The sequence below is a fragment of the Tropicimonas marinistellae genome, assembly GCF_001509585.1.
GTDB classification, from domain to species: Bacteria; Pseudomonadota; Alphaproteobacteria; order Rhodobacterales; family Rhodobacteraceae; genus Tropicimonas; species Tropicimonas marinistellae.
The window spans coordinates 242,007-255,544 of the sequence record NZ_LNCI01000003.1 but is presented as its reverse complement, the minus strand read 5'-3'; the positions used below and the strand labels follow the sequence as shown (position 1 = coordinate 255,544).

Below are 13,538 nucleotides of genomic sequence, written 5' to 3'. Positions count from 1 at the left end.
GCGCCGGACCGGGTGTCAGGAGGTGTTCAGAAGATGCTCTTGAACTCGTCGATGTTGGAGGAATCGTAGACGAAGGGATCGGCCATCGCGCCGGAGTTGGTCTCGTCCAGCGTCACCGACCCGATGCGGCCCATGGAAATCTCCGAGCCGGGCGCGGCTTCCGCAGCACCGGAGGCAAGCTGGTGGGAGATGTAGGTCGCGGCGTATCCGAGGTCGATCGGGTTCCAGATCGCGAAGGACTGGGACGCGCCGGATTCGATAGCGCCGGCCATTTCCGACGGCAGTCCGAGGCCGGTCACGTTGACCTCGCCGACCTTGCCGGCATCCACGACGGCCTGCGCGGCAGCAACAATGCCGACGGAGGTGGGCGCGATGATCGCCTTGAGGTCCGGGTAGGTCTGCATCAGGCCGGTTGCCTCGCGGTAGGACTTGTCGGACAGGTCGTCACCATAGACGGTCGCGACCACGTTGATGCCCGGGTAGTTCGGCAGGACCTTGTTCATCTCCTCGATCCAGATGTTCTGGTTCGTGGCGGTCGCGGTCGCGGACAGCACCGCGACGTCCCCGCCGTCGGGCATGTGATCGGCGGCGAGCTTGATGATCATGTTGCCGATCAGCGGGTTGGACGAGGGATTCAGGTGCATCTGCCGGCCCCCTTCGGCCACACCGGAGTCCCAGCTAATGACCGTGATGCCGCGATCCATGGCCTTCTTCAGGGCCGGAACCAGGGCGTCGGTATCGTTCGCGGAAATCGCGATGGCATCGACCCGCTGGGCAATCAGCGCGTTGATGACCTCGATCTGGCCTTCGGCGGTGGTGTCGGTCGGACCCGTGTAGATGACCTCGACTCCGCCGATCTCTGCGGCCGCTTCCTCTGCGCCCTTCGCGGCGGCCTCGAAGAACCCGATGCCGAGCGCCTTCACGACGAGCGCAATGCGCATGTCGTCCTGTGCCTGCGCCGTCCCCGCGAACATTGCCGCGGCGACCGCGACGGTGGAAAGGGCTGTCTTCACTACGTTCATGTTTGTCCTCCCTATGAACGGTCTTTGTCCCGGGTCATCCCGGGTTCACCCGGCCTTGGTTTCCTGGTCCTTGGCCGAAGCTGTCTGGGCAACGATCACGCGCACGCCCGCATCCTCCAGCATCGCGTGCGCTTCGGCGTCGATGCCATCGTCGGTAATGAGTATGTCGATCCGTTCCAGCGGGCAGAGCACCAGGCTGGAGCGGTTTCGGAACTTGCTGGAATCGACCATTAGCACAATCTCGTCGGCCTGCCCGATCAGCTTCTGCTCGGCCTGGATCAGCAGCGGATCGGCCTCCATCACACCGATCTGGCCGACCCCCTTCGCCCCCATGAACAGACGCCGGGCATAGAAATTGCGGGTCACGTCGTTCTCGAAGGGCGAGAGGATGATCATCTGCTCGCGATAGACCGCGCCGCCGGAGAGCATCACGGTGTTCTTCGACGTCTTCAGCAGGTGCTCCGCGATGGGGAACGAGTTGGTGAACACCTGCAAACGGCGGCTCGCGAGCGGATGCACCATCTGAAAGGTCGTGGTGCCGCCGTTGATGATGATCGGCTCGCCATCCTCGCACAGCGCCACGGCCGCCGCCGCGATTGCCCGTTTCTGGTCGATACGCAGGGTCTCGTTCATCTCGAAGGGATGCCCCGCGAGGCCCTGGAACTGCGGCGGCGCCAGCGCTTCCGCGCCGCCGCGCACGCGGCGCAGCTTCTTCTGCATATGCAGCGCGGCGATGTCCCGCCGCACCGTGGCCTCGGACGCACCTGTCAGCGAACAGAGATCGGCCACAGTGACCACCGGCCGGTCCTGAACCGCCGAAAGAATGACTCTGTGACGCTCCGATTCGTGCATCTTCCTGCCTCCGTGTTGCGCAACGTTGCGCGGATAACCAATCATTGTCAATCAAATTCAAGCATGGATGCACTTTCTGCAGCTGCATAATGATCGTTGATGATTGAAATTGATTGACTTTGAGAGCCACTCCGGCGACCGTCTTGCCGAACACACAGGACAGACCGGCTCATTGGGAGGAATGCCAACATGCTGGAAACGAGCGATAACAACAGGCTGCCAAACCTTTGGGACGCAGGCGCCGCCCGCGATATGAGCGAATCGGATCTTCTGCTCTATCGTTCCAACCTGCTTGGCTCCGACAAGCGGATCACGAATTACGGCGGTGGCAACACCTCCGCGAAGGTCATGGAGACCGACCCGCTGACGGGTGAGCCGGTGGAAGTGCTCTGGGTCAAGGGCTCGGGCGGCGACATCGGCTCCATGGGCAAGGATGGATTTGCGACGCTCTACATGGACAAGCTCCGTGCCCTGAAAGGTCTGTATCGCGGGCTGGAGCACGAGGACGAAATGGTGGGCTACCTGCCCCACTGCACCTTCAAGCTGAACCCGCGTGCCGCGTCGATCGACACGCCGCTGCATGCCTATGTACCGAAACCCCATGTGGACCACGTCCACCCCGATGCGGTGATCGCCATTGCGGCCTCGGAGAATTCCAAGGAACTGACGCAGGAGATCTTTGGCGACGAGATCGGCTGGCTGCCATGGAAGCGGCCGGGCTACGAACTGGGGCTTTGGCTGGAGAAATTCTGCCTCGAGAACCCGGAGGCCAAGGGCGTGGTGCTGGAAAGCCACGGGCTCTTCACCTGGGCCGAGACGGCCGAAGAATGCTATGCGCTCACGGTGGAAACGATCAACCGCGCGATTGCCTGGTTCGCCGCGAAGACGGCCGGTGCGCCTGCCTTCGGCGGCGCGAAGTTCGAGGCGCTGGCACCGGCAGGGCGCCGCGAGGTTGCCGCGCGGCTGATGCCCGCCATTCGCGGCATGGTCTCGGGCAACCAGCACATGGTGGGGCATTTCGACGATCAGGACGCGGTGCTGGAATTCGTCAATTCGCAGGACATGGAAGCGCTTGCAGCACTTGGGACGAGTTGCCCGGACCACTTCCTTCGCACCAAGATTCGCCCGCTTGTGGTGCCATTCGACCCGGCAAGCCCGGACGTGGACGGGGTACTTGCAGGGCTGGAGGGAAGCGTCGCCGAATACCGCGAGGGCTACGTGGCCTATTACGAGCGGTGCAAGCGGCCCGACAGCCCGGCGATGCGCGACCCGAACGCCGTTGTCTACCTCATCCCCGGTGTCGGCATGATCACCTTCGCCAAGGACAAGGCGACGGCGCGGATCTCCGGCGAGTTCTACGTCAATGCGATCAACGTGATGCGCGGCGCCTCTGCCGTCTCGACCTACGTCGGCCTGCCGGAGCAGGAAGCCTTCGACATCGAGTACTGGCTTCTGGAAGAGGCCAAGCTGCAACGGATGCCAAAGCCCAAGTCGCTGGCGGGCCGCGTGGCGCTTGTCACCGGCGGCGCGGGCGGGATCGGCTCCGCCACCGCCGAACGCTTCCTGCGTGAAGGTGCCTGCGTGGTTCTGGCCGACATCGATGCCGCAGCACTCGAAGAGACCCGGGCCGCCCTGGCTGCGCGTTTCTCGCCCGACGTGGTGCGCACGACCAAGATGGACGTGACCAGCGAGGCGGCTGTCACCGACTCCTTTGCGGCAGCTTCGGTGGAATACGGCGGGCTGGACATCCTGATCTCCAACGCCGGAATCGCGTCGTCCGCACCGATCGAGGACACCAGCCTCGATCTGTGGAACCGCAACATGTCGATCCTGTCGACGGGGTATTTCCTGGTGTCGCGCGCCGCTTTCACGGTGATGAAGACGCAGGGCATCGGCGGTGCGATCGTCTTCGTGGCCTCCAAGAACGGGCTGGCGGCCTCGCCCAATGCCTCCGCCTACTGCACGGCCAAGGCGAGCGAGATCCATCTCGCCCGCTGCCTCGCCCTTGAGGGCGCGCCGGAGGGTATCCGCGTGAACGTGGTCAACCCCGACGCCGTCCTGCGCGGTTCCCGCATCTGGGAGGGCGAATGGCTGGACCAGCGCGCCAGCACCTACGGCACCGACAAGACCGGGTTGGAAGAGATGTACCGCGACCGTTCACTGCTCAAGCGTTCGGTTCTGCCGGAAGACGTTGCCGAGGCCAGCTACTTCTTCGTCACCGAAGCCTCCGCGAAGAGCACCGGCAACATTCTCAACGTGGACGCGGGCAACGTGCAATCCTTCACCCGTTGACGCGTAGCCACACCGGCGTGCCTGCACGCCGCTTCGGAGAAAAATGCGCGCCGCTCAAGCGGTGCGCATTTGCGTGACAGCGTCAGGCCTCCGCCGGCGTTCCGCACTGCGGGCAGGCCGCCGGCGCACTGGATTGGTTCAGCGCCCCGGTGGCCTTCGCGGCAAGAAAGAAGCTCACCGGCCCGACGACGAGCGACAGTAGAAATGCGACCGGCCAGGCCATGACGAACCGGATGAGCCACGTTTGCACCCAGCCGGGCCCGAAGCCACCGGGCAGCGCGGAAAAGATCCAGGTCATCGTCAACGCCATGAGAAATGAAATAATGGCTTGTGCGACGATGAGTGTGAGCTTGTCGTTCATGTTCGAAACTCCAACAGCAACATGGAAAGACCCGCGTGCAGAATGCGCGCGGACCGCGATCATGAATGTCGTGGGTTCGAAGCTCGACTAACTGCCGCCGGAGGGGCGACGACCGGGATAACCGAACCGGCCATACGTTTTTCGACAATCGCTTTTGCGGTAGCGCAAACACGGACGGGCGGTCAAGCGCGGCGACGCACATGGCCCGTGCGGAAACGCGGGGCCGGACGCGACGGCGTCCACGGTGCACCGGCGCTCGGAGCCGGCAGGCGCGCGGTTGGCGGGTAGCTACCGATCCGCCGCCCCTGCACCCGATCTGTTTTACCGAGCCACGGATTTGGTCTAAGCCGAAAGAAAACGAGCATTCCGGAGCAGCGGCCGCGTGGCACGATTCGACCGATATTTCTTTTACCAGCTCATGCTGCTCTTCGGCTTCTTCGCGCTGGTGCTTGTCTCGGTCTACTGGATCAACCGCGCGGTAATCCTGTTCGACCAGATCCTCGCCGACGGACAATCGGCCGGGGTCTTCCTGACGCTCACGCTCTTCACCCTGCCCAACGTCATTCGCATGGTGCTGCCGATCGCCGCTTTCGCTGCGGCGGTCTATGTCACCAACCGGCTGACCACGGAGAGCGAACTCGTCGTGGCACAGGCCACCGGCATGTCGCCCTGGCGGATGGCGCGCCCGGTGGCCATTTTCGGGCTCGCGGTATCACTGCTCATGGGGCTGTTGGTGCATGTGCTGGTGCCCGTGAGCCGCACCCAGCTCGCCGACCGCACCGAGGAGATAGAGGCCAATGTCGCCGCCCGGATGCTCACCGAAGGGCAGTTCCTGAACCCGGCGCGGGGCATAACCTTCTATATCCGGGAGATCACGCGGGAGGGCGAACTGCTCGACGTTTTCCTGTCCGACTCCCGGGCCGACGCCTCGCGCACCGACTACCTCGCGGCCCGGGCCTACCTGGTGCAGGAGGAGAGCGGGCCCAAGCTGGTGATGGTCGAGGGGTCCGCCCAAACCTTCGACCTGACGGACCGGCGTTTGCTCGTCACCACGTTCGACAATTTCACCTATGACGTGGGTGCGCTGATGAAGTCGGCCGGGCGGGACCAGCGGGACGTGCGCGAGTACGACACGCTGACGCTGTTTTCCCCCGATGCCGAGGCGCTGGAAGCCACCGGCAAGAAACGCGCCAACTTCCTCTACGAGGGCCATCTGCGGATCGCGCAGCCCTTCAACCCGCTGGTGGTCGCGCTCATCGGCTTCTCGACGTTGATGATCGGCGGGTTCAGCCGTTTCGGCGTCTGGCGGCAGATCGGGCTGGCGGTGCTGATCATCATTGCGCTTCAGGCAATCGAGAACGTCACGGCCGACATGGCGCGGCGCGACGCAGAGCTGTGGCCGCTGGTCTACTTGCCAACCGCTCTTGGCACGGCGCTGATCGTTGCGACGCTCTGGGCTGCGGGACGGCCGAAACTCATTCGGGGCCGGCGCTCGTCGGCGGAGGTGGCGGCGCAATGAAATTGCAACTCTACTTCGCGCGGAAGTTCCTCTCGATCCTGCTGGGCATTTTCACCGTTTTCGCGGTCTTCGTCGTCTTGCTCGACATGGTGGAACAGATGCGCCGCTTCGACAGTGCCGAGCTGTCGTTCGGTGGCGCGCTGGAACTGGCCATGCTCTCGTCGCCCGAGGCGCTCTACCTGATGCTTCCGTTGGTGGTCATGCTGGCCACGCTGGCGCTGTTTCTCGGCCTTGCCCGCACGTCCGAGCTTGTGGTCACGCGTGCGGCGGGACGTTCCGCAATTCGCGCGATGATTGCCCCGGCAATCACTGCGGCGCTGGTCGGCGTATTCGGCGTCACGGTTCTGAACCCCTTGGTGGCCGCCACGAAGCACGGCTACGAGCGCAAGGCAGCGGAGCTGTCGGGGAGCGGAACCAGCGTGCTGTCGGTCAGCCGCGAAGGGCTGTGGCTGCGCCAGGGCGGCGTGGAGGGTCAGACCGTGATCCGGGCGCAGCGCGCGAACCTCGACGGAACGGAGCTTTACGGCGTGACCTTCATCGGTTTTGCGCCCGAAGGCGCGGAACGGACCGGCGCGGTTCGCCGTGCCGAGGCGGAAACCGCTGCGCTCACGGACGGCGCCTGGAAGCTCACCAATGCGAAACTCTGGCCGCTTGCTGTGGGCAATCCGGAAGCGGAATCCAGCGTGCACGAGTCGCTGCTGCTGCCGTCCACCCTGACGCTCGACCAGATTCGCGACAGTTTCGGTTCGCCGGCCTCCGTGCCGATCTGGGAGTTGCCGGGTTTCATCCGCAATCTCGACGAGGCCGGCTTCTCCGCCCGCCATCATCGCGTCTGGTTCCAGATGGAGCTGGCACTGCCGCTGTTCCTCGCGGCGATGGTGACCATCGGCGCGGGGTTCACGATGCGCCACACGCGGTTCGGCCGGACCGGGCTCATGGTGTTGCTGGCACTGTTGATGGGGTTCGGCGCCTTCTTCATCCGCAACTTCGCGCAGATCCTCGGGCAGAACGGCGATATCCCTGTGTCGCTTGCCGCCTGGGCACCACCCGCTGCGGCAATGCTGATGTCCATGGGCCTGCTTCTGCACCTGGAGGATGGATGAAGCGCCCCGCCCCGCCCCGGGCGCTCGCCGCGCTCTTTGCCGTGGCGGTTGTCGCGGCCAGCCAGGCGACCGCGCAGGACATTCCGGAGCCTGAGTTTTCCAGCCTTATCGCGGACCGGGTGGAACTGAGCGAAGATGGAAAACTGGTGGCAACCGGCGCTGTCGAGGCGCTCTATGGCAATGTCCGGCTCAAGGCCGAGCGGATCACCTATGACGAGGCGACGGACCGGCTGGAGATTTCGGGGCCGATCGTGCTGACGCAGGGCGTCAACACCGTCGTTCTCGCCGACAGCGCCGAGCTTTCCACCGACCTGCGCGACGGGCTGTTGCGCTCCGCCCGCGTGGTCATGGATCAGCAATTGCAGCTTGCCGCGGCCGAAGTTGACCGCGTGGGTGGCCGCTACACCCAGCTCTACAAGACCGTCGCCTCCTCCTGCGAGGTTTGCGCGGCCCATCCCGTGCCGCTGTGGCAGATCCGGGCAAAGCGCATCGTCCACGACGACCTGGAGAAACAGCTCTATTTCGACGACGCGATCTTCGAGGTGATGGGGCTGCCGGTGATGTACCTGCCGCAGCTTCGCCTGCCGGACCCGACGGTGGAGCGCGCCACCGGCTTTCTCACCCCGGAGCTGCGCAGCACTGACGAACTCGGGTTCGGCATCAAACTGCCGTACTTCATTACGCTCGGCGACAGCGCGGACCTGACGGTCACGCCCTACTGGTCCGCCAACCGCACGCGGACCCTCGAACTGCGGTACCGCCAGGCGTTCCGGAAGGGAAAAATCGAGGTCGAGGGGGCCGTCAGTCGCGACGACATTCGCCCCGAAGGCCCGCGTGCCTACCTCTTCGCGGAGGGGGAGTTCGACCTGCCCTACAATTTCGACCTTGAGTTCGATATCGAAACGGCATCGGACGACACCTACCTGCTCGACTACGATTACTCCGACAAGGACCGCCTCGATTCCGCGGTGAGCCTGTCGCGCACGCAGCGCGACCGCACGTTCCTCGCCGAGGCCATTGCCTATCGCTCCCTGCGCAGCTCAGAAGATAACAACACGCAGCCATTCCTTGTGGGCGACGCCTCATGGGCGCATCGGTTTGAGCCTGCCTGGCTCGGTGGAACCGCCGATTACCTCCTGGCCGCGCATGGCCACGAACGCCGCTCCGACGAGGATATCGAGGGGCGGGACGTTGCACGGATATCCGGTGCGCTCGGCTGGCGGCGGGACTGGAGCGGCCCCTGGGGACTCCGCCTTGGCGCGGCAGCGCGCGCGCGGCTGGACCACACCCAGGTCAACGACGACAGCCGCTTTGCGGACGAGATCACGGAGTTCACGCCGACCGGCGTGGCCGAAGTCCGCTGGCCATGGCAGAAGCAAGCCGGCAACGCTTACCATGTCATCGAGCCGGTCGTGCAGTTCGTCTGGCGGCCCGACGATGCAAAGGACGCACCGCAGGACGAAAGCACCCAGCTCGAGTTCGACGAAGGCAACCTCTTTGCCCTCTCCCGCTTTCCGGCGAGCGATGTGCTTGAGCGCGGCCTAAGGGCGAATGTCGGCATCGGGTGGACGCGCTACGATCCGGCCGGCTGGACCCTGGCGACAATGGTGGGGCGGGTCTACCGGCAGGAGGACCTCGGTCAGTTCGACGGCTACGAAAGCCTCGACGGGGTGCGCTCCGACTGGCTGACGGCGGTGCAGCTCGACCTGCCGAACCGTTTGTCGCTGATCAACCGGGCATTGTTCGACAACGCGTTCGACGTCACAAAGAACGAGACGCGGTTGACCTGGGCGAGCGAAAATCTCGATCTCAGCACCACCTACGTGTGGCTTGAGCCCAGCCTCGTCGAGGACCGCGACGTGTTCACGCACGAATGGGGGCTGGAAGGCGACTGGCAGATCGACGACCGCTGGCGCAGCACGGTCGACTGGCGCTACGACATCGAGCTGGACCGTGCCGCGTCGGCGCGGCTCGGGATCGAATACCGGACCGAATGCGCCACTTTCGACTTCGGGGTGCGGCGGCGGTTCACCTCCACCGAACAGCTCAACCCCACCACCGATTATACCTTTGAGATCCAGCTTGCCGGTTTTGGAAGCCCCGGTAGCGGCCGTTCGCGACCCACCCGGCCGGGGTGCCGAGGTTAGAGCGGCTTGTCGCAGGCAAATCGCTGGCTTAGAACGCGACAAAGACCCCGGGGCAAAGAGGCCCATCCGGGCGAGCAGGAACGGGAGTAGATGTGATGATCGGTGCGTGTCGCGCAATCATGTTCGGACTGATTGCTCTGGTGCTGGCGCCACAGCCGGGCGTCACGCAATCCGGATCGCAATTCTCGCCCGTGGCGATCGTGAACGAACGCCCCATTACCCGCTACGAGCTGGAGCAAAGGACGCTCATCCTGGCGCTGTTCAATTCCTCGGGCGATCTCGAAAAGCGGGCCCTCGAAGACCTGATCGACGACCGGCTGCGTCTCGATGCCGCCGCACGCATGGGCCTCTCCATCGGCCCCGAGATGACCGAGGCGGGGATGGCGGAATTTGCCGAACGCGCCAACATGGACACCGAGACCTTTCTTGCCGCGCTGGCCGAAGAGGGTGTGGCGCGCGAGACCTACCGCGACTTCGTGGCAGCCGGGCTGCTCTGGCGAGAGGTCGTCAGCGCGCGTTTCGGTCCGCGCACACAGATCGCCGATGCAGAGATCGACCGCGCGCTGGCCCTGACATCGCGAACCGGCGGCGCCGAGGCGCGGCTGGCCGAGATCATCCTTCCCGCGCGGGACGCCCAGGAGGCGGAATCCTCCCAGGCGCTCGCCGCGGAATTGTCGGAGTCCATTTCCACCACCGGCGCTTTCGCGGCCGCCGCGCGCCAATACTCGTTGTCGGGCACGCGCGACAATGGCGGCCGGCTGCCGCGGGCGGTGCCGCTTTCGGAATTGCCGCCGCCGGTGCGTGCGCAGATTCTGACGCTTGCCCCCGGCCAGGTAACGATGCCGATTTCTGTGACGAACGCGGTGGCCATCTTCCAGCTGCTCGAATTGCGGGAGACCGGCCTCGACGAGCCCAGCGACGTTACGCTGGAATATGCGACCTACCTGATCCCCGGCGGTCGCAGCGAACCCGCGCTGACGGAAGCGGCCCGGATTGCCGGCCGCGTGGACACCTGCGACGACCTCTTTGGCATCAACAAAGGGCAGGCACCGGAGCGGCTCACCATCGACACGCTCCCGGCGGGCGAGATTCCGCGCGACATTGCGCTGGAGCTGGCCAAGCTCGATCCCGGCGAGATCTCCACGGCGCTGATGCGCGGCGGCAACCTCGCGATGATCATGCTGTGCGGGCGCACGCCGTTCTTCGAAGAGCAGCCCGACCGCGACATCGTCCGCAACCAGCTCCGGAACCAGCGGCTGAGCGCCTACGGCGACGGCTATCTCGCGGAGCTGAGAGCGGACGCCATAATCATCTATCCCTGATGCCCGGGCAGGCCACCACGCCCGAGCGGCCCGTTGTCATGACATGCGGTGAACCCGCGGGCGTCGGTCCGGAGATTGCCGCGCGCACGTGGGAACATCTGCGGGACACCCTGCCCTTCGCCTGGATCGGCGATCCGCGGCACCTGCCGGCCGGAACCCCCGCGCGCGTCATCGAAACGCCCGGAGAGGCCGCCGCCGCGGCCGCGAGCGCACTGCCTGTTCTGCCGCATGAATTCCCGGCCGCGGCCGTTCCGGGCCGGCCCGACGCCGGCAACGCCGCCGAGGTGATCGCCGTCATTGCCCGCGCCGTGGAACTCGTGCAGGCCGGAGCCGCATCGGCAATGGTGACGGCGCCCATCAACAAGCAGGCGTTGCAGGAAGGCGCGGATTTCGGCTACCCCGGTCACACGGAATTCCTCGCCGCGCAGGCCGGGGTCGAGCGGGTGGTGATGATGCTGGCCTGCGAGGCGCTGAAGGTGGTTCCGACGACGATCCATATCGCGCTGCGCGATGTGCCCACCGTCCTGACACCGTCACTTCTGGAGCAGACGATCCGTATCACGGAGGCGGGTCTGCGCCGTGATTTCGGCCTTTGCGCGCCGCGGCTCGCGGTCGCCGGCCTCAACCCGCACGCCGGCGAAGGCGGCGCCATGGGGCACGAAGAGCTGGCGTGGATCGCCTCCCTGCTGGACCGGCTACGTGACGACGGGATGCACATTGCGGGCCCCCTCCCCCCCGACACGATGTTTCATGCCGAAGCACGCAGCCGCTACGACGCGGCGATCTGCATGTATCACGACCAGGCGCTGATCCCGATCAAGACACTGGATTTCGCACGCGGCGTGAATGTGACCCTTGGCCTGCCCTTTATCCGAACCTCGCCGGATCACGGTACCGCCTTCGACATTGCCGGCACCGGTACGGCCGACATCCGCTCGACGGTGGAGGCGCTGCGGATGGCCACGCGGATGGCGCAAACGCGGGCGGGAACGCCACGATGAGCGCGATCGACGGGCTGCCGCCGCTCCGCGAGGTGATCCGGACCCACGGTCTCGCGGCAAAGAAGTCGCTGGGACAGAATTTCCTGCTCGACCTGAACCTGACGGCACGGATCGCGCGGATTCCGGGCGACCTGTCGTCCGCCTCGGTGCTGGAAGTCGGCCCCGGTCCGGGCGGCCTCACACGCGGCCTGCTGGCGGAAGGCGCCGGGCGGGTTCTGGCAATCGAGAAGGACGCGCGCTGCCTGCCGGCTCTGGCGGATGTGGCAGCCGCCTATCCCGGCCGGCTCGAGGTGATCGAGGGAGATGCGCTGGACGTCGACCCTCTGGCGCATCTGGCGCCGCCGATCCATATCGTCGCGAACCTGCCCTACAACGTGGGCACCGAATTGCTGACGCGCTGGCTGTCACCGGCGAGCTGGCCGCCCTACTGGGCCTCGCTGACGCTGATGTTCCAGCAGGAGGTCGCCGAACGGATCGTGGCACGGCCTGGAACCAAGGCCTACGGTCGGCTGGCGGTGCTGGCACAGTGGCGCTGCGACGCCCGCATTGCATTGCGCCTGCCGCCGGGCGCCTTTACCCCGCCGCCGAAGGTGAGTTCCGCCGTCGTGCATCTGCGGCCGCTTGCCGAGCCGCGCTATCCGGCGGATCCCGAAATGCTGAGCCGTGTCGTCGCGATGGCGTTCAACCAGCGGCGCAAGATGCTGCGGGCGGCATTGAAAGGGCTGGGTGGCGATGTGGAAGCGCTGCTCTCAAGCGCCGGAATCCAACCGACAGAGCGGGCCGAACAGGTGCCGATCGAAGGGTTTGCCGCCCTCGCGCGCGCCGTGTCGGACCGGGATCGCCTCCCCGGAACCTGAGTCACCCGCGGCCCCCGCAATGTTGCGTGGAAACGGATCGATGCTCGCACCTGCGGCGGCGGCCAAGCGGTATCCGATCTGGCATGTCTCGCCGTGCGCTCCGGGCCACCCACATGAAACCGGCCTGCAGGTCCGTGTCGGCTCCCGCGCGCGGACCGCGCGCGGCCTGGCCCAACGGGAGGAGGCGCATCGCGAGATGCGCTGACGACGGGCGGGAGCACCTCCGGGTTGGCGCGTGTCCTGTGTGTGCCGCCTGGCTACTCGGCCACCTCGGCGGAGCCTTCGCCGCCTGTCTGGGCGGGACCAGGCGCCTCGCTCGGCGCGGCCGCTTCCGCCTCGGCGGTCGGTGCCTTGGGTTTGCGCGCGCGCGGACTACGCGTGCGCGGCTTGGCTTTCGGCTTGGCCTTCGGTTTGCTCTCCGGCGTTTCGACAAGGCCGCTGTCGCCGTCCACCGGCTCTGCTTCCTTGGCCGCCTTGTCCGGGGCCGGCTGCTGGGCCTCTCCCATCACGATGTCAGGTTGCGGCGTGCTCTGCAGGTCATCCTCGATCACGTCAGGCTGGCTGCGATCCGATTGATCCAGCGCCTCCAGCGCTTCGGGCTGCCCCTGCTGCGGCTCGCGTTTCTGGCTAAAATCGCCACCGCCGCCGCCCTGTCCACTGCCGCCGCCCTGCCCGCTGCCGCCGGCGTTGCCATTCTCGTGGCGCTCGCGCTGGCGTTCCCGGTTGGCCTGCTCCTGCTGCTCGCGCCGCGCCTCCTGCTCACGCTGCGCTTCGCCTAGCATCCGGGCATAGTGCTCCGCGTGTTGCTGGAAGTTCTCCGCCGCGACGCGGTCGTTGCCCAGCGTCGCGTCGCGCGCGAGCTGCGCATATTTGTCGATGATCTGCTGCGGAGTGCCACGCACTTTACCCTCCGGGCCGGAGGAGTCGAAGACCCGGTTGACGATGTTGCCCATCGAGCGCGAGCGATTCGACTTGGAACGCGAACGTGACTTGGATGATCTCATAGGTATCTAGTTCCGCCTTGTTGCGGTGTGGACCCTGTGTTGAAGGCGACCGGGCGAG

11 protein-coding genes are annotated in these 13,538 nt (G+C 65.8%); 7 read left to right on the top strand and 4 right to left on the bottom strand.

What is annotated here, in order from left to right:
• Positions 1-26: 26 nt before the first annotated feature.
• Both rhaS and ARC39_RS07425 read right to left on the bottom strand, forming a co-directional pair.
• Complete coding sequence (rhaS, locus tag ARC39_RS07430; RefSeq protein WP_068112367.1) at positions 27-1,022, bottom strand: rhamnose ABC transporter substrate-binding protein; 996 nt, start codon at positions 1,020-1,022, stop codon at positions 27-29.
• Between the two features lie 45 nt (positions 1,023-1,067).
• Positions 1,068-1,874 (bottom strand): DeoR/GlpR family DNA-binding transcription regulator, encoded by an 807-nt coding sequence (locus ARC39_RS07425; RefSeq protein ID WP_068112363.1) that lies wholly within the window; start codon positions 1,872-1,874, stop codon positions 1,068-1,070.
• Between the two features lie 189 nt (positions 1,875-2,063).
• Here ARC39_RS07425 and ARC39_RS07420 point away from each other — a divergent pair, with 189 nt between their 5' ends.
• Positions 2,064-4,166, top strand: a complete 2,103-nt coding sequence (locus ARC39_RS07420) for a bifunctional rhamnulose-1-phosphate aldolase/short-chain dehydrogenase (RefSeq protein ID WP_068112358.1) — start codon at positions 2,064-2,066, stop codon at positions 4,164-4,166.
• Between the two features lie 82 nt (positions 4,167-4,248).
• On the opposite strand, the gene ARC39_RS07415 is transcribed toward ARC39_RS07420, so the two are convergent.
• Positions 4,249-4,527, bottom strand: a complete 279-nt coding sequence (locus ARC39_RS07415; protein ID WP_078059131.1) for a DUF2798 domain-containing protein — start codon at positions 4,525-4,527, stop codon at positions 4,249-4,251.
• Between the two features lie 382 nt (positions 4,528-4,909).
• On the opposite strand from ARC39_RS07415, the gene lptF reads away from it, so the two are divergent.
• The 6 genes from lptF (at position 4,910) to rsmA (ending at position 12,476) form a co-directional block, all read left to right on the top strand.
• Positions 4,910-6,046 carry an LPS export ABC transporter permease LptF gene (gene lptF / locus ARC39_RS07410; protein WP_068112356.1) on the top strand — a complete coding sequence of 379 codons (1,137 nt, stop codon included), beginning with the start codon at positions 4,910-4,912 and terminating at the stop codon, positions 6,044-6,046.
• The gene (lptG, locus tag ARC39_RS07405) at positions 6,043-7,149 is read left to right on the top strand and encodes an LPS export ABC transporter permease LptG (RefSeq protein ID WP_068112354.1); all 1,107 of its coding nucleotides are present in this window, start codon (positions 6,043-6,045) and stop codon (positions 7,147-7,149) included. The genes lptF and lptG overlap by 4 nt, the downstream gene beginning before the upstream one ends.
• Entirely contained in the window at positions 7,146-9,296 is a 2,151-nt protein-coding gene (locus ARC39_RS07400; protein WP_068112351.1) for an LPS-assembly protein LptD, read from the top strand. The genes lptG and ARC39_RS07400 overlap by 4 nt, the downstream gene beginning before the upstream one ends.
• A gap of 95 nt (positions 9,297-9,391) precedes the next feature.
• Complete coding sequence (locus ARC39_RS07395; RefSeq protein WP_068112349.1) at positions 9,392-10,618, top strand: peptidylprolyl isomerase; 1,227 nt, start codon at positions 9,392-9,394, stop codon at positions 10,616-10,618.
• Complete coding sequence (gene pdxA, locus ARC39_RS07390; RefSeq protein ID WP_068112347.1) at positions 10,618-11,619, top strand: 4-hydroxythreonine-4-phosphate dehydrogenase PdxA; 1,002 nt, start codon at positions 10,618-10,620, stop codon at positions 11,617-11,619. The genes ARC39_RS07395 and pdxA overlap by 1 nt, the downstream gene beginning before the upstream one ends.
• The gene (gene rsmA, locus ARC39_RS07385; protein WP_068112345.1) at positions 11,616-12,476 is read left to right on the top strand and encodes a 16S rRNA (adenine(1518)-N(6)/adenine(1519)-N(6))-dimethyltransferase RsmA; all 861 of its coding nucleotides are present in this window, start codon (positions 11,616-11,618) and stop codon (positions 12,474-12,476) included. The genes pdxA and rsmA overlap by 4 nt, the downstream gene beginning before the upstream one ends.
• 257 nt (positions 12,477-12,733) lie before the next feature.
• Here the strand turns inward: rsmA and ARC39_RS07380 are convergent, their stop codons facing one another.
• Positions 12,734-13,480: a DUF4167 domain-containing protein gene (locus ARC39_RS07380; RefSeq protein ID WP_068112342.1), complete on the bottom strand. Its 747-nt coding sequence runs from the start codon at positions 13,478-13,480 to the stop codon at positions 12,734-12,736.
• Positions 13,481-13,538 lie beyond the last annotated feature (58 nt).

Bases quoted from the DNA above. Each gene is read 5' to 3' on its own strand.
- rhaS (WP_068112367.1), bottom strand. From the start codon at position 1,022: ATGAACGTAGTGAAGACAGCCCTTTCCACCGTCGCGGTCGCCGCGGCA.
- ARC39_RS07425 (WP_068112363.1), bottom strand. From the start codon at position 1,874: ATGCACGAATCGGAGCGTCACAGAGTCATTCTTTCGGCGGTTCAGGAC.
- ARC39_RS07420 (WP_068112358.1), top strand. From the start codon at position 2,064: ATGCTGGAAACGAGCGATAACAACAGGCTGCCAAACCTTTGGGACGCA.
- ARC39_RS07415 (WP_078059131.1), bottom strand. From the start codon at position 4,527: ATGAACGACAAGCTCACACTCATCGTCGCACAAGCCATTATTTCATTT.
- lptG (WP_068112354.1), top strand. From the start codon at position 6,043: ATGAAATTGCAACTCTACTTCGCGCGGAAGTTCCTCTCGATCCTGCTG.
- ARC39_RS07400 (WP_068112351.1), top strand. From the start codon at position 7,146: ATGAAGCGCCCCGCCCCGCCCCGGGCGCTCGCCGCGCTCTTTGCCGTG.
- ARC39_RS07395 (WP_068112349.1), top strand. From the start codon at position 9,392: ATGATCGGTGCGTGTCGCGCAATCATGTTCGGACTGATTGCTCTGGTG.
- pdxA (WP_068112347.1), top strand. From the start codon at position 10,618: ATGCCCGGGCAGGCCACCACGCCCGAGCGGCCCGTTGTCATGACATGC.
- rsmA (WP_068112345.1), top strand. From the start codon at position 11,616: ATGAGCGCGATCGACGGGCTGCCGCCGCTCCGCGAGGTGATCCGGACC.
- ARC39_RS07380 (WP_068112342.1), bottom strand. From the start codon at position 13,480: ATGAGATCATCCAAGTCACGTTCGCGTTCCAAGTCGAATCGCTCGCGC.